Consider the following 22,504-nt stretch of genomic DNA (forward strand, 5'->3'; position numbering starts at 1 on the left):
CACTGGGGGGTTGATTGCTTTTCTTATGAAAGCTTATCATCCATAGCGATTTATGTTACATTAGTATGAAACTAAAGTAGAACCTAATGTGACAGGGGAGGATCTTGCAGTGAAGCCGGATTTACGTTCCGCATGGGGAAACAAAGTATTGGTCGGAGACGGAGCGATGGGTACCTATTTATATCAGAAGGGTTTCCCTGTCGGCATTTCCTACGAAGAATTAAATTTGACCTCTCCGGGGGTTATCGAAGATGTCCATCGCAGCTATATCGATGCAGGAGCAGTGCTGCTAGAAAGCAACACCTTCTCAGCGAATTTTGACAGGCTGTCCAAATATGGTTTGGAGTCCAAGGTTGAAGAAATTAATCGCGCCGGAGTAAGAATCGCTCGTAAAGCTGCTGGAGATACAGGCTATGTATTAGGTGCTGTAGGCTCTATTCGCGCCGGTAAGCGTGCAAATCTCTCATCGACAGAGTTGAAGAGGTATTTTACACAGCAGATTACAGCTTTGTTAGAAGAAGAAGTAGACGGCGTTATGCTAGAAACCTTTTACGATGTCGAGGAACTGCATCTTGCGCTAAGAACAGTACGTAAACATAGTACTCTCCCAGTCATTTGCCAATTTGCTGTGGATGAATCGGCACGTACATTAGATGGATTGACGTTACCAGAGGCTTTCCGGATCTTAGAAGGTGATGGAGCGGATATCATCGGATTTAACTGTAATACTGGCCCAAACGGGATTAAGAGAGCACTAAAAGCGGTACAAGGCAATCTTATTCTGCCTACCTCGGTCTATCCGAATGCGGGCGTTGCGGATTATGTAGATGGAGAATATCGGTATGGAGCCTCACCGGAATATTTTGGACAAATGGCAGTTACTTTTGCAGAAATGGGTTGCAGAATTATTGGGGGCTGCTGTGGTACTACTCCGCAGCATATTGCTGAAATTTCTTCCGCATTGAAAGATTACGTACCTCAACCACTTCCAGAACCGTCGCCTCCGACTGTGGAGCGTGTATCTCTGCAAGAGCATTTTGGCGAAGATGAGGGAAGAGATGGCAGAGAGCCGAACCTGGTTGATCTAGTAAAGGAACGCCATACGGTGATTGTTGAGCTTGATCCACCCCGTGATTTGGACATCGCCAAGTTTATGCAGGGCGCGGAAGCACTGAGAAGAGCGGGTGCGGATGCGTTGACACTCGCCGATAACTCACTGGCGGTTACACGGATGAGCAATATGGCTTTGGGCCATTTAGTGCACGCTAAAACTGGACTTCGTCCACTAGTGCATATTGCTTGTCGCGATCGCAATCTGATTGGTACTCAATCACATTTGATGGGTTTTGATGCGCTAGGAATTGATCATGTGTTAGCGGTGACTGGTGATCCAGCGAAATTCGGAGATCTTCCCGGCTCAAGTTCGGTTTACGACTTAACCTCTTTTGAGATTATTCGTATGATTAAGCAGTTAAATGATGGCATTTCCTTCTCAGGTAAACCTTTGAAGCAGAAAGCAAATTTTGTTATCGGTGCTGCCTTTAACCCGAATGTGAAACATTTAGATAAGGCCGTACAGCGACTGGAGAAGAAAATTGCCTCTGGTGCAGATTATATTATGACTCAGCCTGTCTATGATCAGCAGCTTATCGTAAAGATCGCTGAGGCAACTGCACATCTGGATATTCCCGTGTTTATTGGTGTGATGCCACTGGCTAGTGGGCGTAATGCAGAGTTCCTGCATAACGAGGTTCCGGGAATCCAGCTTACGGATGATGTCCGGAATCGCATGAAGGGACTTGAAGGAGAAGCAGGAAGAGCTGAAGGGGTCGCCATCGCTAAAGAGTTGTTAGATGTTGCAACTGCCCATTTCAATGGGATCTATTTGATGACACCGTTTATGTTCTATGATATGAGTACACAGTTGATCGAGTATGTATGGGAGAAATCAGGACGTAAATTGTCCCCCTTGTTTCGCTAGTAATAATCAATTACAATAGTGTAATGGATGTGATTCCGTTGTCATTTAGCATGACCGGATACGGTCAATCGTCCCTGCAATTCGGCGGCTACAAGATTATGTTCGAAGTGAAATCGGTGAATCACCGGTACTGCGAAGTTGTACTGCGGATGCCCCGGGATTGGACGGGTTATGAGGATGTGCTGAGAAGAAAGGTTCAGCAGCACGTCAAACGGGGAAGGATAGATGTTACCATCAATAGAGAGCACGATGAGTCGTCTTCCGGACCGGTTCTGAATCGCTCTACTGTCATGACTTATCTTAAGGCAGCAGATCAGCTTAAGAACGAGTATGGTTTGTCCGGTGAGTTGACTCTACGTGATATACTTTCTATACCCGGTATTATGGAAAGCAAAGATGAGGCTGCGGGTGCCGTGTCCGCGGCCTTAGAAGACTACTCTGAAATGTTGGAGACGGGACTTGAGCAGAGTTTGCAATCTCTGCTAGAGATGCGCGCCCGTGAAGGCAGTTTTCTAGCCGCTGATATTGAACAGCGTCTCAATCATCTAGAATCCATGCATGCTGAAATGGTCGAACTTGCACCTGTTGTAATCATTGAATATCGTGACAAGCTTCGTCATCGATTAAATGAGTTAAATGATGGGACGTTCGCATTTGATGAGCATAAATTCGGGATGGAAATCGCTATTTTTGCAGATCGCTGTAATATTGATGAAGAGTTGACCCGGTTGTATAGTCATTTCGAACAATGCAGAACCCTCCTGAAGGGGAAAGGACCGGTAGGACGCAAGCTGGATTTTCTCATTCAGGAGATGAACCGGGAGACGAATACAATCGGATCGAAATGTAATCATTTAACACTCGTGGGTCTTGTGCTAGACATGAAAGCTGAGCTGGAGAAGATTCGTGAACAAGCGGCAAACATAGAGTAACCGGGAACAGGCAATAGCATAGAACTTTATGGGGGGAACTACCGGAACATGGCAATCAAACTTATCAACATTGGCTTTGGGAATATTGTGTCCGCCAATCGCATTATTTCCATCGTCAGTCCGGAATCTGCACCAATCAAACGTATTATCCAGGAGGCTCGAGATCGACATATGTTGATCGACGCCACCTATGGCCGACGGACTCGTGCCGTAATCATTACAGATAGTGATCATGTCATTCTGTCGGCTGTACAGCCGGAGACTGTAGCGCATCGCTTATCCAGTAAAGATGACGACAACGACGAATAACAACTAAATGGAGTGTATTATGTCAAAAGGATTGCTCATCATATTATCCGGACCTTCCGGCGTGGGTAAAGGTACTGTATGTACTGCGCTACGACCGAAGATGCCCGAACTTGTCTACTCAGTTTCTGCTACTACTCGCAGTCCGCGTGCGGGTGAGGAAGACGGCGTGAATTATTTTTTCAAAAGCAAAGAGGAGTTTTCGGCTATGATAGAAGCCGATCAACTGCTTGAATATGCGGAGTACGTAGGTAATTTTTACGGTACTCCACGTGATTTTGTAGAGAGAACTCTCAATAACGGCAAAGATATTATTCTCGAAATTGAGGTTCAGGGAGCTCTCAAAGTTAAAGAAAAATTTCCTGAAGGTATTTTTGTGTTCCTTCTTCCACCTTCTATGGATGAGCTGAAGGACCGCATACGCGGACGGGGTACGGAACATCCAGATGTGATCGATCACCGCATGACTGTAGCGGAGGATGAGATTAATCTAATGCAGCATTATGATTATGCTGTTGTAAATGATGAGATTGATCTGGCCTGTAAGAGAATAGAAAGCATTATTATCGCCGAACATTGTAAAGTTAGATAATGAATGCTGCAAGGCTGAAGGTATTACCAGTAAACTATGAAGAGGTGTCCCTGTGCTATATCCATCAATTGATGAAATGATGACCAAGGTTGACAGTAAGTATTCGCTCGTTGTAGCCGCAGCACGTCGTGCTAGACAATTGCGTGAGGGTGGCAAGACAGATGTGAAGAACCCTAGATCGCATAAATTCGTCGGTGTTGCTCTTGAGGAAATTTACGAAGATCGCATTACGCTTACCCGTGGTGAAGAGTAGTCTCAAGCCTATTTAGATATGACCTTTTGTAGAAACGGATACCGCCTATTTGTTATTAGGCGATGCCGTTTCTTCTTGGGTTATGGAGCAATTATGGGTCTTTAATGAATGCTGATAGCCCAAGACCGGGCTGTTTCTGACAACCGGAAGGTTGTTATTTTTTTCTCAAAATATAAGAAGTTTAAGAAATAGATCATTCGTTGTAAGAGAAGGGAACAGGGGGGAGATCATGTTGAAGAGCTTGAAGGGGAAGACTATTTTACTTGGGATTACAGGGGGAATTGCCGCTTACAAAGCAGCAGCCCTGACCAGTAAGCTTGTCCAAAAAGGAGCCGAGGTTCATGTCATTATGACAGCTTCGGCAAAGCAGTTCATTACAGAATTAACTCTACAGTCACTGTCGAAGCAACGAGTATATAGCGATACATTCCAGGAACGGGACCCATCCTCCATCTCGCATATTGATTTGGCTGATTCGGCGGACCTTGTGATAGTAGCACCAGCAACTGCAAATATTATTGCTAAAATGGCGCACGGAATTGCGGATGATATGTTATCCACAACGTTACTCGCTACTACTGCACCTATAATGGTGGCACCGGCTATGAATGTTCATATGTATCAGCATCCCGCTGTACTTAGCAATTTGGATACCCTCGCTAAACGAGGTATTCAGTTTATTGAGCCTGGAGAAGGTCTGCTGGCATGTGGTTACGTGGGTAAAGGACGTTTAGAGGAACCAGAGACTATTGTAAGTAATGTTGAGGATTTTTTTGCGTTGCAAGAAAGTGTGAAGTCTAGTCCACTCAAGGGTAAAAAGATCGTCATCACAGCTGGTGGTACAGTAGAACGGATTGATCCGGTACGCTATATCTCCAATGATTCCTCCGGTAGGATGGGTTTTGCATTGGCACGTGCTGCACGTGCAATGGGTGCTGAGGTTACCTTGATTGCTGCGCGAACAGATGAAGCGCCTCCGCAGGACCCGGATATGAATGTCATTCGTGTTCAATCTGCACAAGAGATGTACGATGCGGTTACTGCGCAGTGGGATAGCTGCGATATCATGATCAAGGCGGCTGCTGTATCGGATTACCGGCCTAAGCAAAGTGAGCCATCCAAAATTAAAAAAAGTGGAGATACACTGACTCTTGAGCTTATAAAAACAACGGATATTCTGGAAACGCTAGGTAAGAACAAAGACAAGCAGTTCTTGATCGGCTTTGCTGCGGAGACGGGAAACACAGAATTTTATGCAAAGGACAAGCTGGTCCGCAAAAACTGCGATCTCATTGTTGCAAACAATGTAGCGGCTGCAGGAGCCGGATTCGGATCGGATACGAATATTGTATCGATTTATGATGTAGATGGATTGGTGCTCGAATTGCCACAATTGTCTAAGGATGAGGTCGCTCGCCGCTTGCTGACGCTCGTGGCAGAGCGGATTACTGGAGCTTCATTATAATGGATATTGCCAAGGTCATTGTGGATGTGCCTGTACGCAGCACTGACCGGCCATTTGATTATAGTATTCCAGAATCACTAAAGTTATGGATTGAAGTGGGCAGTCGAGTAGCAGTACCGTTTGGACACCGCACGGTGCAAGGCTTTGTCGTTTCTCTGGAGTCAGGTGAAACAGTAGTGAATCCTGGTCTTAAGGCTATTCAAGAGGTGCTGGATTTGCTTCCACCTTTATCTCCTGAATTAGTTGAGCTAGCGGACTGGATGAGTAAAAGATATGCATGCAGACGAATTTCAGCCCTGCAAGCGATGCTGCCCACTGCTCTAAAAGGGAAGGCAGAACGACTGATTTCGCTAGGAGATGTGGAAGAAGAAGCAGCATTTTCTGATGATGAATTATTCCCTATGTTTGCAGATACAGGGAATGAGGAACGACTAATTACTGAGTTTATCGGACGTAATGGCGAAGTTTCCATGAAGCAGCTCACCCGTGCATTTCCGGAGGCTGCGGAGACGGTGAAGTTCATGCTAAGACGTGGAGTTCTTGTAGAGAGCCAATCGATTAAAGATAAAATGGGCAAGAAGAAGCTGAAAGCAGTAGATCTTGCGATAGGGATCACCGCTGCTCGTGAGGCGTTGAATAAATTCCCCAAAAAGTCCGCGCGACAGAAGGAAGTACTTAGCTTTCTGATTGAAAGGGAAGCTACACTCCCAATGGCGCTTAAGGAAGTCTTGTCTGCACTTCAAGTGACGGCAAGCACCGTGAAGGGTTTAGAGGAAAAAGGCTTTATCGAAATCAGTGAAATCGAAGTCTATCGCGACCCTTATCAAGGACGTGATTTTAAGCCTACTACGCCTCTGCCACTTACAGCAGAACAAGAGATTGTATACACACGTATTTCACGAACGCTAGAAGAACAGCTCCATGAAGTTTTTCTGTTACATGGCGTTACGGGGAGCGGTAAGACAGAAATCTATTTGCAATGTATCAAACGTTGTCTGGATCAGGGTAGACAGGCCGTAGTGCTCGTCCCGGAAATCGCATTAACGCCGCAGATGGTGGAGCGCTTTAAAGGGCGCTTCGGAAGTGGTGTCGCGGTAATGCACAGCCGATTATCTGTTGGCGAACGTTACGATGAGTGGCGCAAAATCCGTGAAGGAAAGGCTACGGTTGCCGTTGGCGCCCGTTCAGCGGTGTTTGCCCCGTTCTCTAACCTAGGTTTGATTATTATGGATGAAGAGCATGAAACCTCATATAAGCAGGAGGAAAATCCGAAATATCATGCCCGTGATGCAGCGATTCGCAGAGCCGAACAGTGTGGGGCAGCCGTGATTTTAGGCTCCGCCACGCCTTCGTTAGAAAGCTATCATGCTGCTAGAGCGCAGAGTGATATTCATTTTTCACCAGTCCTTCTAGAGATGCCTACCCGCGCGCTTGGTAACGAACTACCGAAGGTAAATGTCGTGGATATGCGGGAGGAGCTTAAAGAAGGTAATCGCTCAATGTTCAGTCGAAAGCTTCATGCTGCATTGGCTGAAAGACTGGAACGTGGAGAACAGACCGTGTTATTGCTTAACCGTAGAGGTTTCTCGACGTTTGTTATGTGCCGGAGTTGCGGATATGTAGCAGGCTGCCCCGAGTGTGATATTTCATTAACGTACCATAGTCGTAGTGACAATTTGCGTTGTCATTATTGTGGTCATGCTGAACCGGCACCTAAGCTTTGTCCAGAGTGTGGAAGTGAGCATATCCGGTTCTTCGGAACGGGGACGCAGCGGGTGGAAGAAGAGCTTGGTAAGTTGTTCCCTGGGATACGGGTGATTCGTATGGACGTGGATACAACGACAGAAAAAGGTTCGCATGAGAAGCTGCTGAATCAATTCAGAGACAAAAAAGCGGATGTACTGCTAGGCACTCAGATGGTAGCAAAAGGTTTGGATTTTCCTGACGTAACTCTTGTTGGCGTAATTACAGCAGATTCAGCGTTGAACTTGCCAGATTTTCGTGCAGCGGAGAAGACCTTCCAATTGCTTACACAAGTTGCTGGAAGAGCAGGTCGGCATCAGCTTCCGGGTGAGGTCGTTGTTCAGTCCTATACACCAGAGCATTATTCTATTATTCATGCTAGCGGGCATGACTATCTCTCTTTTGTAAGGGAAGAGCTGAAGCATCGCAGAGGGCTACATTATCCGCCTTATTGCAGACTGATACTCGTTACATTATCCCATGAGCAGTTACCGCTACTACTCCGGATGGCAGAGAATTACGCTATGAATCTGCAGGGGAAGGCCAGAAATCTAAGATGGTATGGGAGTCTAGATAAGCTAACCACGGATGTACTAGATCTGTTAGGTCCCGTAGCTTCTCCAATCCCTCGCTTAAAGGGTAGATATAGATTCCAATGTATGATAAAATGGCGCGGCGCCATCGATGTGATAGGGCTTGTTCGACAAGTGGCTGAGGAGTTGGAGGATTCTGTACGGGATACAGGGCTTCAGATCAGCATTGATGTTGATCCGCAAATGTTGATGTAAATCGTTATCATGTTACAATGTAAAAAAAGAGCTAGATCAATAAACTCTAAATATAGAGATGTACAGAACGGGAAGGTGTTTTTAATGGCGATACGTATGATCGTTAAGGAACCGGATGAAGTGTTGCACAAAATAGCAAAAGAAGTAACTGTAGTTACACCTAATGTTAAAAAATTGTTAGATGATATGGCTGATACGATGTATGACGCTGAAGGTGTAGGGCTGGCAGCTCCACAAGTTGGCATTTTGAAGCGCCTAATTGTGGTGGATGCAGATGAAGAGCACGGGCTGATCAAAATGATTAATCCGGAAATCATCGGTACAGAAGGGGAGCAGCTAGGACCTGAAGGATGTCTTAGTATTCCCGGATTAAATGGTGATGTACGCCGTGCAGAGACAGTAACCGTACGTGGTCTTAACCGTGAGGGAAAAGAAATTACCATTACCGGCAGTGGTTTACTTGCTCGGGCTTTTCAACATGAGATTGACCATCTAAACGGAGTACTGTTTACCGATATCGCTGAAAAAGTATACGAGATGACAGCTGAACGCAATGAGACTGAGGAGTGAGGATATGAAGATTGTATTCATGGGAACCCCAGCCTTTGCGGTACCAAGCTTGCAAATGCTGATGGATGAAGGCTATGAAGTTGTAGCAGTCGTCACCCAACCAGATCGACCGCAAGGACGTAAAAAGATCTTGGCTCCTTCACCAGTTAAAGAAGCCGCATTATCTCTCGGTTTACCTGTGCTCCAGCCTGAACGGATGCGCAAACCTGAGGCTGTCGCAGAGCTAGCTGCATATGAGCCTGACCTGATTGTTACAGCGGCTTATGGTCAAATTTTGCCTAAAGCTGTATTGGATTTGCCGCGTAATGGTTGTGTGAATGTTCATGGTTCACTACTTCCTAAATACCGGGGTGGCGCACCGATTCAACGTAGTATCATTAACGGTGAGAAGGTTACCGGCGTTACTTTGATGTATATGGCTGAAGGACTTGACACTGGAGATATGATCTCGCGCGTCGAGGTGGCTATCGAGGATGAGGATACTTCCGGCACGATGTTCGAGAAGCTTAGCCTTGCTGGACGTGATCTTTTGAAGTCTGAAATGCCGCGATTAGTAAACGGCCTTGTTCAAGCGACTCCGCAAGACGACAGTCAAGCGACCTTTGCTCCTAACCTAAATCGTGAGGATGAGCGTTTGGATTGGAACGCTGGCTCACGTGATAACTATAATCGAATTCGTGGATTAGTACCTTTTTCCGGTGCGTTTACGCTTTGGAATGGAGAGACCTTCAAAGTATGGGCTTCAAAAATTCCTGCTGAGCAGAAATCAACTGATAGTGCGCCAGGAACGGTACTTTCGGTCACTGAATATGGTGTCGAGGTTAAGACTGGGGACGGAAGTCTGCTGCTAACTACCGTTCAACCTGCTGGTAAGAAAGCGATGAGTGCTGCGGATTTTAGCCGTGGCGGTGTCATGAAACCAGGGACGGTGCTAGGTTGAGCGCGGGCGGTAACGGTGCGGGCCGATCAGGAGTAAGTCATAACTCTGGCAATAAAAATAGTAAAGATCATAAAGCAGTGAGTGGTAAAAAGGGCGGTAGCGGAAATAAAGGTAAAGCTGCTACAGCTTCTGCCCGCGATATCGCTCTCGATATCCTGGTTAAGGTCGAACAACAAGGGGCTTACAGCAACTTATTGCTGAACAGCAGTCTGCAGAAGTCTGCACTTAGCAGAGAAGATGCTGGACTAGTTACAGAGCTTGTCTATGGTACCATCTCTCGGATGAATACACTTGATTATGTGCTCGAGGAATTTGTTAGCAAAGGGATCGCTAAATTGCAGCCCTGGGTGCGTAATTTACTGCGTCTAAGCTTATATCAAATTATGTACCTGGATCGCATACCATCTCATGCAGCTGTAAATGAGGCTGTTAATATAGCTAAGAAAAAGGGCCATCAAGGAATTTCGGGTATGGTTAATGGCGTGCTTCGTAGTGTGCTGCGCGCTGGAAATCTGCCGGTAATACCTGATGGATTGGGTCCTGCGAAACGGATATCTATTCAGTATTCCCATCCTATATGGTTAGTGAAACGCTGGATTACGGAGTATGGTGTTGACACTGCGGAAGCTATTTGTGCTGCTAACAATGAGCCACCCGCTGTAAGTGTACGCGTAAATACTACGATGATTAGCCGTGAAGCCCTGTTGAGTCAGATGATTGAACAAGGGCTGCAAGCTTCTGCTTCTGAAGTAAGTCCTTATGGTATTGTTATAAAAGGCGGCGGTAATCTGGCTCTTTCATCCTGGTACCGGGATGGATATCTATCTGTTCAGGATGAAAGCTCCATGCTTGTAGCTGAAGCTGTTGCACCTGAGCCTGGAATGAGAGTGCTTGATTGCTGCGCCGCGCCTGGGGGCAAAACGGCCCATATGGGCGAGCTGATGAAAGATGAAGGATCTATTTTCGCTAACGATCTGCATCCACATAAAGCTAAGCTTATCTCGGATCAAGCTGCACGGTTAGGTCTCGAAAGCGTAGTAACAGGCAGTACAGATGCACTGGAGCTGGAGCTTACCTTAGAGCATCATTCCTTCGATAGAATTCTTTTGGACGCGCCTTGCTCTGGGCTTGGTGTAATCCGCCGTAAGCCAGATCTCAAATGGCGTAAGCAGCCTGAGGATGTTGTAAGTGTAGCATCACTGCAGGGTCAGCTGCTGCAGTCGGTTTCTAAACTGTTGAAACCGGGTGGTGTTCTGGTTTATAGTACCTGTACGACTGAACAAACGGAAAATAGTGAGGTTGTAGCTGCCTTTTTGGAGCAAAATCCTGATTTCACTTCTATAACATTTGCTTCCCCGCTGTGGGGGAGATTGGAAGGTACTGCGCTGGCTGTAGGTGAGGGGATTCAGTTATTGCCACATCATTATGGCAGTGATGGGTTCTATATCTCCAAGCTTCAAAGAGTCTTGTAATATAGCAAATTTACTGACAATCGTTGTATCTTCCGCCCGCCGGGCTAACGTACGGCGGGCTATTTCTTTTACCGTCTCTGAAATTTGTGTTAAAATAGGAAGAATGAGAAATAATACGCATATCCTTATGAAAGAACAGGTGCTAATAATAATGAAACCTTTAATATATGATTTTTCTTTAGAAGAGTTACAGCAGTGGGCGAAAGATAACGGTGAGCCTGCTTTTCGTGGTGGACAGATTTTTGACTGGTTGTATGTAAAACGTGTAAGTGACTTCGAATCCATGAGCAATTTGTCTAAAGGACTTCGTCAGAAACTGAACGAGCAATTCTCCATTGCAGCGCTCACTGAGATTACTAAAATGGAATCGAAAGATGGAACAGTAAAATTCCTGTTTGGATTGCATGATGATCATGCGATCGAGACAGTTATCATGAAACATAATTATGGAAATAGCGTTTGTGTAACAACTCAAGTAGGCTGCCGAATCGGCTGTACCTTCTGCGCCTCTACGCTTGGTGGATTGAAACGTGATTTGACAGCGGGTGAAATTGTAGCTCAGGTTGTACGCTCTCAACAGATCTTGGATGAGCGGGGTGAACGTGTCAGCAGTATTGTTATCATGGGTACTGGTGAGCCGTTTGAGAACTATGATGCAACAATGAGATTCCTGCGTCTTATGATTCATGAGAAAGGTCTAAATATCGGACAACGGCATATTACTGTTTCCACTAGCGGGATTGTGCCGAGCATTTATAAATTTGCAGAAGAAGATACACAAATAAATTTGGCGATTTCGATTCATGCACCTAACGACAAACTGCGTTCGAAGCTAATGCCAGTTAACCGTCGCTTTCCGTTTGATGATGTGATTGAATCTTTACGTTATTATCAAGCTAAGACGGGGCGACGGGTCAGCTTTGAGTATGCATTGATCGGCGGGGTGAATGATCAGCCGGAGCATGCTGAGGAATTAGCAGGTGTGCTTAAGAACATGCTATGCCACGTCAATTTGATTCCAGTAAACCACGTGCCAGAGCGGAAATATGTACGTACTTCACGCAATGATATCTTTGAGTTTCAACGTATTTTGGCTGACAACGGCGTGAATGTTACCATTCGCCGTGAGCAAGGCCATGATATCGCGGCCGCATGCGGACAGCTGCGTGCCAAACATATGGAGTTGGGGTGAGGATATTTGATCAGAACAGTTCATGCCAGCGATATTGGCCGAGTGCGCTCTGTCAATGAGGATTCGGTCTGGATCGGCGCGACGCGCCACGGTTATACACTCGGCATAATTGCCGATGGGATGGGTGGACATCAGGCTGGTGAAACCGCGAGCAGGCTTGCTTTGGAGACGATGAGGAATACCCTAGACGGGCTCCTGCCTGAGCTTCAGGACGAAGCACTGCGTGATGCGTTATCAGCTGCTATTTTGGAAGCTAACAGCACTGTCTTCAAGGAGGCTTCCAGCGACGAGAAGTACCACAATATGGGTACTACTGTCGTTGCTGCCCTGATGAATGGTTCAAACGGATATATTGGCCATATCGGAGACAGCAGAGCCTATTTAATAAAGGACAGTGCAGCAGTTCAATTAACCGAAGATCACACGCTAGTCAATGAGCTGTTCAAGAACGGTCAGATCAGTGTGGAGGAATTAGATAATCATCCGAGACGGAATGTGCTGACGAGAGCACTTGGAACAGATGCTGAGGTGCTGGTTGATTTAGCCCCTGTTACCCTGCTACCTGGGGAACTTTTGCTTCTCTGCAGTGATGGTTTAAGTAATTTTGTTAACAATGAGCATTTGGGCAAGGTAGCGGGAATACATGAGATACCGTTAGAGGAAAGAGCGGACCGCTTACTTCAGTTGGCACTGCTTGCTGGCGGCGGCGATAATATTAGCGTCGCTTTGTTAGAACATCATGGAGAGGCCGCTGTGCCCGAAACAAAGGAGTGGGATTGATGATCGGTCACGAACTGGGCGGCCGTTACCAAGTCATCGAACGGATCGGCGGAGGTGGAATGGCGCTCGTCTATAGAGCACATGACATTCTTTTAAACCGAAACGTCGCCATTAAAGTATTGCGTAATCAATTTGTTCATGACGAGGAATTTATCCGCCGTTTTAGGCGTGAGGCGCAATCAGCTGCATCTTTGTCTCATCCGAATGTGGTTAGTATTTACGATGTAGGACAAGAAGACGAAATTCATTATATTGTCATGGAATATATTGAGGGCAAGAATCTTAATGAAATTATAAAAGAACGAGCGCCATTACAGGTTGACGAGTCCGTAAGGATCGCTTCACAAATCTGTGATGCACTTGATCACGCTCATCAGAATCAAATTATTCATCGGGATATTAAACCACATAATATATTGATCGGGCGCAATGGCCGGGTGAAGGTAACAGATTTCGGTATTGCTCGTGCGGTAACATCTACTACCATTACTCAGACAGGCTCTGTAGTAGGTTCCGTTCATTATTTCTCACCAGAGCATGCTAAAGGTGTATCAACAGGAGAGAAATCCGACCTGTATTCATTAGGGATTGTACTCTATCAAATGCTTACCGGAAGTCTTCCATTCTTAGGGGAGAGTCCGATTAGCGTAGCTCTAAAGCATCTGCAAGAAGAGTTTGAAGAGCCAAGGCTCATAAATCCACTTATTCCGCAAAGCGTTGAGAATGTAATTCTAAGATCGATGCGTAAAAATCCGGAAGAGCGTTATCAGTCTGCAAAGCAAATGCTGCAGGATTTAGAAACCTGCTTGTTGCCGGAACGCCGTAGTGAAGCAAAAGTTCTTTTTAACGATGAGGAAGACGAGGATCGAACGCGGGTCATACCAGCGATTAAACCGATCCAAAGAAGCAATGGAATTCGTAATCATCGCCACGACCGGATGGATAATGATGAAGATGATGATGACGATCCGGTACCTGTGAAAAAAGGTAAAAAACAATGGACTAAACCTGCATTATGGATTGGCTTAACTTTAGTGTTACTGCTGGCTATGGCCAGTCTCGTGTGGTACGTTAAATCCCAATTAGTTGTTCCTGAGGTATCGGTTCCTTACGTGGTCGGTAAACAGCTGGAACAAGCGAAGACTGAACTTGAGGATTTGGGGCTTGAGGTTGCTGATCCTATACTGTATGACTACAGTCCGAATTTCGAAGAGAATGTGGTCATGAAGCAAAGTAGGGAAAAGGACGCCAAAGTGAAAAAGGGAGCCTCCCTAATACTAACTGTGAATACGGCGAAACCATTAACTAAGATGCCAGATGTTACAAATTTAAGCTTTGACGAAGCGGTTAAAGCGCTAATAGCAAAGGGTGTACCCCAGAATCAAATTAAGAATGAACCTCTCTTCGATGAAAATATGGAGGTGGGTAAGGTTGTGAAATCAGACCCAGCCATTGACAGCGAGTTTGATCCAGAGACGGTTTCAATCACCCTCTACGTTAGCAAAGGAGAAGAAAGTGTCACGATGCCAGACCTCATCGGTAAGACGGAGAGTGAAGCTAAGGCGCTTTTGGAAGAATCCAAACTGGTCCTCGGAGATGTAAAGGAAGAATCCAGCTTCACAGTTGATGAAGGTAAGGTAACGAAAACTTGGGCTTATGAGAAAGGTACCTCTGTTCCACCTGGAACAGCGATTACGATTTACTTAAGTACAGGTTATCCACCTGAAGCCCTGAATTATACCTTTAATGTACCAGTAGCTCCTGCACAGGATGGAAAGAAGAGCAAGATTCGAATTGAATTCGTTGATGCGCGCAATAATGGTGAAAAACAAGATTGGGGAACGCGTACCATTGGAAAGAGCCAAGTGCTGTCCGTTAATCTAGTGCTTGCTCCGAATAAAGATGGCTCTGTTATTGTTACCCGAGATGGTGTGCTTTTAGACACTTATGTGATTCCATATATTGATGCCAAGAATGGCACGGTGCAAGAACCTGAACCACCGACGGTTCCGACTCCGCAGCCGACTCAGACACCGATAGATCCTACACCTACTGCTGAACCAACCATTGAGCCTGAGATCCTGCCTCCAAGTTCAGACAACGAAGGGTCTACTAATACTGGATCAGTCAATCAGACGGGATTCCTTACTAACAATTCGGTGAATAATGAATCGACCAATAGTGGTAACAACAAGAACAGTAATAAAAATGATGACAAGCATAATAATAAAAACAAAGACAAATCTAAAGATAAAAGCGATAACTAATCAGGGCAGAAGTGCTTGAATAGTTGTGGCAGCGAAGTGACCCGGGGATTTTCAAACTTGGGTCATTTTCGCAAAATCAGGAGAGGAAGGCTCACTATGTATGCCTGAAGGAATAATAGTAAAGGCGTTAAGCGGATATTATTACGTAAAACCGCTTCGTGAAGGATTAATTGCAACAGAGGAAGTTTCAGTTCAATGCAGAGGCCGAGGCATACTTAAGAAAAAGGGGATCGCTCCTCTTGTAGGTGACCGCGTGATCTATATGCTGACTGAGCATGGTGAAGGGATGGTGGATGAGCTTCTCCCTAGAGAATCTGAGTTAATTCGTCCACCTGTAGCGAATGTAAGCCTTGCCGTTCTATTATTTTCTGTGCGGGAGCCTGATATGAACCTGAATCTATTGGACAAGTTCCTAGTTCATATTGAGCACTCGGGACTGGAACCCTTAATCGTTCTGACCAAACAGGATTTGGCTAATGATAATGGTGAAGCCACTAAGTATGTTAAAGAGCTCTATGAGGATATTGGTTATGAAGTGATGGTTACAAGCTCAATTACAGGAGCTGGCAGTGATGAACTAAGAGAGCGGCTTACTGGTGGTATTAGTGTATTTGCCGGACAATCTGGGGTAGGAAAGTCGACCTTATTGAATCGTATTGTGCCAGGACTTAAACTGGAGACAGGTGAGATCAGCTTACGTCTGGGCCGTGGTCGTCATACTACCCGCCATGTAGAATTGATGGATATTGGCGGGGGCGGATTTGTAGCGGATACCCCTGGTTTTAGTCAGCTTGATTTTCTTGAGCTTGGGGTTGAAGAGCTCTCTACTTGTTTCCGTGAATTTGCTAACTATGCTGGGGATTGTAAATTCCGTGGTTGTAGTCATCAGCATGAACCAGGCTGCCGAGTTATCGAGGCATGGAAAGCTGGGAATATCGCTGATAGCCGGTATGAACATTACAAATTATTTTTTAATGAAATGAAAGATAAAAAGCGGAGGTACTAAGTCATGATACGAATTGCACCATCTATATTGTCTGCCGATTTCGCAAGTTTAGGTTCAGAGGTTGCAGAAGCTGAGGTCAGTGGCGGGGATTGGATCCATGTGGATGTAATGGACGGGCATTTTGTGCCGAATATAACGCTTGGTCCACCAATCGTAAAAGCGGTCTCGTTACATACCAAGCTTCCACTAGACGTTCACTTAATGATTGAGTCTCCAGAACGTTATATTTCTGATTTTGCTGCCGCAGGCGCTAGTGTGATTACTGTCCACGCAGAGGCTTGCGTTCATTTACACCGTGTGGTGCATCAGATCAAGGAATTGGGTCTTAAGGCAGGAGTAGCTATTAATCCTGGCACACCGGCATCAGCGGTGCGTGAGGTGCTTGAGGATGTGGATATGATTCTCGTGATGACTGTCAATCCTGGCTTTGGAGGTCAAGCATTCATTCCTAACACGTTGCGCAAAATTACTCAAATTAGAGAATGGGCGAATGAAGTCAATCCAGATCTACTTATTGAAGTCGATGGTGGTGTTTCGGAAGCTACAGCGCCATTGGTTGTCAGTGCAGGAGCGGATGTTTTGGTTGCAGGAAATGCAGTTTTTGGCCGGAGTGATCGTGCTGCAGCGATCCTTGAGATTCGAGAAGCAGCGGAAGCGGCACTTCGTTAAAAAAATAGGCTATTACGACTAAAGGTATAGGCCAAGTCCTCGACGCATAAATATGGTTACATGAGCAGAAATCTCATGTAGCCTTTTTTGTTTTGGCAGGGAGGACTGCAGTACGTTACCGTTAGAACAAGAAGAAAGTCTCCTGCGTACGGCATGAATTGATGGGAGGGTAAACCATGAAATTTTACACGTTTAAGCTGCCAAGGTTTTTGGGAGGTTTTGTTAAAGCGATTTTGAACACATTTCAGAAGAGTTGATCTTGGGCTTGGAACAGAAAAGAAAACATGAAAAAAAGCACCTTACAAATGTAAAGGGTGCTTTTTGCTTCATATGAGTGATCGCTCGGTCTTTAAAATTGCAAAAGACTAAACGCGTTCAACTTTACCGGCTTTCAAAGCACGGGTGCTGACGTACACGCGTTTTGGTTTACCGTTCACGAGGATACGGACCTTCTGAACGTTAACTCCCCAAGAACGACGGTTGCGGTTATTGGCGTGAGACACGTGGTTGCCGCTGCTCGGTTTCTTGCCTGTTACTGCACATTTGCGGGACATAGATTACACCTCCTTATTCCTAACACCTGCATAAAACAATACTTATCTATAATATCACAGCAAATTTTGCTACGTCAACCGATTCAAAAACATTTATTTCTTTTAATACTTATAGTACAATGTAAATTAGTGCATTATGTCCTGTTAATCATAGAATGATTAGGCATGAAGTTAGGAAGGGGAATTCTCAATTGAGTAAGCGTTCTATAAACGGAACAGATTTTACCGCTATGGTATTGGCTGGAGCGGATAAGCTGCAACAGCATGCAGAACACGTCAATTCCCTAAATGTTTTTCCGGTTCCAGACGGAGATACCGGAACTAACATGAATTTGACGATGACCGCAGGTTCGAATGAATTGAAGAAAAATAATACAACGTCTGTCGGTCAATGTGCAGGTGTACTCTCTAAGGGCTTGTTAATGGGCGCACGGGGGAACTCCGGAGTTATTTTATCTCAATTGTTCAGAGGCTTTAGCAGATCTGCAGCTCAACATGATGAGCTAAACACACAGCAATTTGCTGCTGCATTGCAAAGCGGAGTTGACGCAGCCTATAAAGCAGTTGTAAAGCCTGTAGAAGGAACTATTCTTACAGTGGCTAAAGAGGCTGCAAGACATGCTGTCTACTATGCTCGCCGAACTACAGATGTTACAGAGCTCATGACAGAGGTATTGGCCAAAGCAAAGGAAGCCTTAGCCTATACACCGGAACAATTGCCTGTCTTGAAGCAAGTCGGTGTCGTAGACTCTGGCGGTCAAGGACTGGTCTATATTTATGAAGGGTTTCACCAGCATCTGACGAGCGGAAGCTCCGGTGTGTCTGAACCTGTAAAAGGACAACCTCAGGCACCAGTCGTGCCAACACCGGTACCGGTGTTAAAGAAACCTGAAAGCGAACTGTCTTCTGTACAGTCTTCTGCACAATCACAGCTTTCTACAGAGGACATAGAATTTCTATATGATATGGAGTTCTTCATTAATCGCCAGTTAGGTGGTAACGTGAGAACGGATTTTGATGAGGAAACCTTTAGGAAAGCGTTGTCAGTAAATGGTGATTCCATTATTGTAATTTCGGATGATGAAACCATTAAAGTGCATGTGCATTCCAAGGCTCCAGGTGAAGTTTTGAATCTGGCACTTCTCTATGGGGAAATTACGCAGATTCATATTCTCAATATGCGTGAGCAACACCGTGACTTGTTAACTGCAGGGATGGATATTGCACCTATGCCAGATGTTTTCGCCGATATGCCGGATGAACAGAGCCGGGTACAATCAGCTCCAGCCGAACCACCAGCAGATGATTTGGCACCTTACGGCTTCATCGCAGTATCATCAGGCGCTGGGATTGCAGATATTTTCAAAAGCCTCGGTGTGGACGTAGTCCTAGCTGGAGGTCAGACTATGAACCCTAGCACAGAGGATTTCGTGAACGCGATTTCTTCCATCTCTGCGAAGCATGTTTACATTCTGCCGAATAACTCTAATATTGTTCTTGCCGCTCAGCAAGCTAAGGAGCTCTTGGAAGGCGAACGTGAGATTACGGTTATTCCAAGCAAAAGCATTCCTCAAGGAATCGCTGCAGCCTTTGCGTTCCAAGAAGAGGATTCTGTGGAGACTAATTCTGGGAACATGCTAGAAGCAATCTCACAGGTCAAGTCGGGACAAGTAACAAATGCTGTCCGTGATACAAGCTTTGATGATCTGGAGATTAAATCCGGGCAATTTATCGGAATTTCGAACTCCAAAATTGTCGCTGCCGCAGATGATCTGTTAGCTGCAAGTCAGGCGTTGCTGTCCAACATGCTTGAGAATGGCGATGAAATCGTTACGATCCTTATTGGAGCAGAAACTGATTCTGAGGTCACAGATTCCTTAAGCGAGTGGCTGGAAGAGACTTACCCGAATGTGGAAGTAGAGATTCATGAGGGTGGCCAACCCCTTTATTATTATCTTTTCTCCGTAGAGCCATAGGTAGATGCTGAGGGTTCTATAACAATTCAGGAGCAACTTGCTAATTACGTAGTTGGCAAAATTATAGTATGGGGGAGATAATCCATGAATCGTACCATTATCGTCACCGACAGCACATCTGATATCCCGCCAGCAATGGCGGAAGCGTATGGCATTGAGGTCGTCCCTTTGACCTTGATGTTCGGCGAAGAGGCTTTCCGGGACAATCTGGATATGACGCCGGAGCAGTTCTATGAGCGACTTCCCCGCTCGTCACAGTTGCCGACTACTTCTCAACCCTCACCGGTTGAATACATGAATGTGTATCGAGATATTTTGGAACGTTACCCGGGAAGTCCTATCCTTTCGTTTCATATTTCTTCTGGACTAAGCGGTACGTACCAATCAGCACTATTGGCTAAATCGATGTTGGAGGAAGAGGGAGAAGGGATCACTGTAGTAGATTCTCTCTCCGCTTCTTACGGTTTTGGATTTATGGTGGTGGAAGCCGCCAGATTGGCTGCTGAAGATAAGAGTCCCGAAGCGATTCTTGAAGCTGTAGAAAGTCTGCGCCAATCTCGTAAGCTTTACTTCTTGGTAGATACACTTGAATATTTACAAAAAGGCGGGAGAATCGGAAAGGCCTCGGCCATTCTGGGAACGCTTCTTAATATTAAGCCGATCCTGTCTATTGATGCAGAAGGAATAATATATGCGGTAGAGAAAGTTAGAGGCCGTAAGAAGGCTATTGCCCGTATGATTGAATTATTTAAGAAGGATATTCAAGGTGTAGACAAAATCAATGTGGCCGTGGGTCATACGGCTGAACCGGCTTCCGGTGAAGAGTTCCTGAAAGAGCTGTCAGGACATTTTACACTAGAAGAGAAAGTGCTGACGAACGTCGGCCCTGTCGTGGGCAGCCATGTCGGAAACGGTACGTTAGCTGTATTCATTTGGCCTGCAAAATGAGGGATGAATATGACACTGTCATTAAATCAAATTGAAGTAAAAAACATAACTGGCGTGAGTGCTCAAAAGCAAAGCGAGCTTCACGCCTTTGGCGTCTTTACAGTAAAGGATTTGTTAGAGTATTATCCGTTCCGTTATGAGGATTATCGCCCGCGCTCGCTGAGTGAAACCAAACATGGGGATAAAGTGACTACAGAGGCTAAAGTGATCGGTATCCCTGTACTGCAACGTTTTGGAGGCAAGTCACGACTTAGTTGTAAAATGGTTGCGGAGCCTTGGATGTTCACAGCTACATGGTTTAATCGTCATTACGTGCGTGAGCAACTTACTGTGGGAAGAGAAATTGTACTCACAGGTAAATGGGATCAGAAGCGAAATCAAATTACAGTGACGGATTTTGAATTCCCCGATCGTGGGGAAGGGAAGACAGGGACCCTACAGCCGGTATATTCCGTCGGTGGTAAGATCACGCAGTCGTGGATCAGGAAAAGTATTAATCAGGCGCTTCAGCAGTATGGAGATCTAATTCCTGAGATACTACCACATTCTATTATGCGGCAATATGATTTTATGCCCCGTAAACGGGCGATTGCTACCATTCATAGGCCAGAGGATACGCGTGAAGGGCAGCAGGGACGCCGCAGGATGGTGTATGAGGAGTTGTTTCTGTTCCAGTTGAAGATGCAGGCATTCCGGGTACTTAATCGCGGTAGGATGGATGGTGTAGTCCATACTGTAGATAACGCAACCGTGCGCCAGTTTGTTCGCAGCTTACCTTTTGAGCTTACAGATGCTCAGAAACGAGTGGAGCTGGAGATCTTACATGATCTGCGATCACCATATTGCATGAATCGACTGCTTCAAGGTGATGTGGGTTCCGGCAAAACGGTACTAGCTGCCGTCGCGCTTTTTGCCACCGTGCGATCTGGTTTTCAGGGTGCGCTTATGGTGCCCACTGAGATTTTAGCAGAGCAGCATATGCGTTCACTTACGAAGATGTTTGAGCCGTTTGGAATTACGGTTGGTCTGTTAACAGGGAGCGTAACTGGACGGAAACGTAAAGAATTGTTAGCTTCACTACAAATGGGGATGCTCGATATTGTTGTAGGGACGCATGCATTGATTCAGGAGGATGTATTTTTCCGTGATCTGGGTCTTGTAGTTACGGACGAGCAGCATCGGTTTGGTGTAAACCAGCGAGGTGTATTGCGGCGTAAAGGATATAATCCGGATGTACTTACGATGACTGCAACGCCTATTCCACGTACGCTTGCGATCTCTGTTTTTGGAGATATGGATGTATCCACGCTGTCGGAAAGACCGAAAGGCCGAGTGCCAATAACTAGTTATTGGGTCAAGCATGATCTCATGGATCGTGTCCTGAATCTGATTAAGCGTGAAATAGAGCTGGGACGTCAGGCTTATCTGATCTGTCCGCTCATTGAAGAATCGGAGAAACTGGATGTACAGAATGCTATAGATTTACATATTCAGATGAGCCAAGCTTTTCCTAACTATAAAGTTGGGCTTTTGCATGGAAAGATGTCTCCAGCTGAAAAAGATGAAGTGATGCGAGCATTTTACAACAATGAACTGCAACTCTTAGTATCCACAACGGTTGTAGAGGTGGGTGTAGACGTTCCTAATGCCACGTTGATGATTATTATGGATGCAGACCGGTTCGGATTATCACAGCTGCACCAGCTTCGTGGACGGGTTGGTAGAGGTCAGCATGCCTCTTATTGTGTACTAGTGGCTGATCCGAAATCTGAAATCGGGCGTGAACGAATGACTGCTATGACGGACACCGATGATGGATTTGAGATTTCGCGGAGAGATTTGGAGCTGCGTGGTCCAGGTGATTTTTTTGGAACCAAGCAGAGTGGATTACCGGAGTTTCGCTTGGCGGATATGACGGCTGACTTTGAAGTGCTGGAGCAGGCGCGTGATGATGTGGCAGAGCTGCTTAAGGATGAGAAGTTCTGGACATCTCCTGAATATGCACCTCTTCGGCATTATTTACAAGGCGAGCAAATTTTCCAAGGGGAATTAATTGACTAAGTAGGCACA

The 22,504-nt window shown here is 45.7% G+C and carries 20 protein-coding genes; 19 read left to right on the forward strand and 1 reads right to left on the reverse strand.

Going from position 1 to position 22,504, the window contains the following annotated elements:
- The first annotated feature begins 109 nt into the window (after positions 1-109).
- The 16 genes from NYE25_RS02080 (at position 110) to spoVM (ending at position 17,213) form a co-directional block, all read left to right on the forward strand.
- Positions 110-1,981, forward strand: a complete 1,872-nt coding sequence (locus NYE25_RS02080; protein WP_076282918.1) for a bifunctional homocysteine S-methyltransferase/methylenetetrahydrofolate reductase — start codon at positions 110-112, stop codon at positions 1,979-1,981.
- A gap of 38 nt (positions 1,982-2,019) precedes the next feature.
- Entirely contained in the window at positions 2,020-2,913 is an 894-nt protein-coding gene (locus NYE25_RS02085; RefSeq protein ID WP_042187381.1) for a YicC/YloC family endoribonuclease, read from the forward strand.
- A gap of 48 nt (positions 2,914-2,961) precedes the next feature.
- Complete coding sequence (gene remA / locus NYE25_RS02090; protein ID WP_006209218.1) at positions 2,962-3,222, forward strand: extracellular matrix/biofilm regulator RemA; 261 nt, start codon at positions 2,962-2,964, stop codon at positions 3,220-3,222.
- A 19-nt stretch (positions 3,223-3,241) separates the two neighbouring features.
- Positions 3,242-3,811: a guanylate kinase gene (gene gmk / locus NYE25_RS02095; RefSeq protein ID WP_076299454.1), complete on the forward strand. Its 570-nt coding sequence runs from the start codon at positions 3,242-3,244 to the stop codon at positions 3,809-3,811.
- A 52-nt stretch (positions 3,812-3,863) separates the two neighbouring features.
- Complete coding sequence (rpoZ, locus tag NYE25_RS02100; protein WP_036686188.1) at positions 3,864-4,064, forward strand: DNA-directed RNA polymerase subunit omega; 201 nt, start codon at positions 3,864-3,866, stop codon at positions 4,062-4,064.
- A 229-nt stretch (positions 4,065-4,293) separates the two neighbouring features.
- Positions 4,294-5,529, forward strand: a complete 1,236-nt coding sequence (gene coaBC, locus NYE25_RS02105; RefSeq protein WP_341144989.1) for a bifunctional phosphopantothenoylcysteine decarboxylase/phosphopantothenate--cysteine ligase CoaBC — start codon at positions 4,294-4,296, stop codon at positions 5,527-5,529.
- Positions 5,529-8,060: a primosomal protein N' gene (priA, locus tag NYE25_RS02110; protein WP_076299453.1), complete on the forward strand. Its 2,532-nt coding sequence runs from the start codon at positions 5,529-5,531 to the stop codon at positions 8,058-8,060. Before coaBC ends, priA begins: the two co-directional genes overlap by 1 nt.
- Positions 8,061-8,144: 84 nt before the next feature.
- Complete coding sequence (gene def, locus NYE25_RS02115; protein ID WP_042126884.1) at positions 8,145-8,630, forward strand: peptide deformylase; 486 nt, start codon at positions 8,145-8,147, stop codon at positions 8,628-8,630.
- 4 nt (positions 8,631-8,634) lie between these two features.
- The gene (gene fmt, locus NYE25_RS02120; RefSeq protein WP_076282913.1) at positions 8,635-9,570 is read left to right on the forward strand and encodes a methionyl-tRNA formyltransferase; all 936 of its coding nucleotides are present in this window, start codon (positions 8,635-8,637) and stop codon (positions 9,568-9,570) included.
- Positions 9,571-9,647: 77 nt separating this feature from the next.
- Positions 9,648-11,042 carry a 16S rRNA (cytosine(967)-C(5))-methyltransferase RsmB gene (gene rsmB, locus NYE25_RS02125; protein ID WP_143759440.1) on the forward strand — a complete coding sequence of 465 codons (1,395 nt, stop codon included), beginning with the start codon at positions 9,648-9,650 and terminating at the stop codon, positions 11,040-11,042.
- 151 nt (positions 11,043-11,193) lie between these two features.
- Entirely contained in the window at positions 11,194-12,234 is a 1,041-nt protein-coding gene (rlmN, locus tag NYE25_RS02130; protein ID WP_042187390.1) for a 23S rRNA (adenine(2503)-C(2))-methyltransferase RlmN, read from the forward strand.
- 6 nt (positions 12,235-12,240) lie between these two features.
- On the forward strand, positions 12,241-13,014 hold the full coding sequence (locus NYE25_RS02135; RefSeq protein WP_076282912.1) for a Stp1/IreP family PP2C-type Ser/Thr phosphatase: 774 nt from the start codon (positions 12,241-12,243) through the stop codon (positions 13,012-13,014).
- The gene (pknB, locus tag NYE25_RS02140) at positions 13,014-15,281 is read left to right on the forward strand and encodes a Stk1 family PASTA domain-containing Ser/Thr kinase (protein WP_341144990.1); all 2,268 of its coding nucleotides are present in this window, start codon (positions 13,014-13,016) and stop codon (positions 15,279-15,281) included. The genes NYE25_RS02135 and pknB overlap by 1 nt, the downstream gene beginning before the upstream one ends.
- A gap of 100 nt (positions 15,282-15,381) precedes the next feature.
- Entirely contained in the window at positions 15,382-16,287 is a 906-nt protein-coding gene (gene rsgA, locus NYE25_RS02145; protein WP_042187397.1) for a ribosome small subunit-dependent GTPase A, read from the forward strand.
- 3 nt (positions 16,288-16,290) lie between these two features.
- Positions 16,291-16,956 carry a ribulose-phosphate 3-epimerase gene (gene rpe / locus NYE25_RS02150; protein ID WP_076282910.1) on the forward strand — a complete coding sequence of 222 codons (666 nt, stop codon included), beginning with the start codon at positions 16,291-16,293 and terminating at the stop codon, positions 16,954-16,956.
- A 176-nt stretch (positions 16,957-17,132) separates the two neighbouring features.
- Positions 17,133-17,213, forward strand: coding sequence for a stage V sporulation protein SpoVM (spoVM, locus tag NYE25_RS02155; RefSeq protein WP_020431362.1), 81 nt, complete (start codon positions 17,133-17,135; stop codon positions 17,211-17,213).
- Between the two features lie 108 nt (positions 17,214-17,321).
- Here the strand turns inward: spoVM and rpmB are convergent, their stop codons facing one another.
- Complete coding sequence (rpmB, locus tag NYE25_RS02160; protein WP_036686205.1) at positions 17,322-17,510, reverse strand: 50S ribosomal protein L28; 189 nt, start codon at positions 17,508-17,510, stop codon at positions 17,322-17,324.
- Positions 17,511-17,701: 191 nt separating this feature from the next.
- Between rpmB and NYE25_RS02165 the strand changes: the two genes are divergently transcribed.
- The 3 genes from NYE25_RS02165 (at position 17,702) to recG (ending at position 22,495) form a co-directional block, all read left to right on the forward strand.
- A complete protein-coding gene (locus NYE25_RS02165) occupies positions 17,702-19,486 on the forward strand; it encodes a DAK2 domain-containing protein (protein WP_042187402.1) in 1,785 nt (594 codons plus the stop codon).
- Positions 19,487-19,570: 84 nt separating this feature from the next.
- Positions 19,571-20,434, forward strand: coding sequence for a DegV family protein (locus NYE25_RS02170; RefSeq protein ID WP_076282908.1), 864 nt, complete (start codon positions 19,571-19,573; stop codon positions 20,432-20,434).
- 9 nt (positions 20,435-20,443) lie between these two features.
- Positions 20,444-22,495, forward strand: a complete 2,052-nt coding sequence (gene recG, locus NYE25_RS02175) for an ATP-dependent DNA helicase RecG (protein WP_076282907.1) — start codon at positions 20,444-20,446, stop codon at positions 22,493-22,495.
- Positions 22,496-22,504: the final 9 nt, after the last annotated feature.

Origin of the sequence: Paenibacillus sp. FSL E2-8871 (assembly GCF_038000345.1) — a bacterium.
Lineage (GTDB): Bacteria > Bacillota > Bacilli > Paenibacillales > Paenibacillaceae > Paenibacillus_AQ.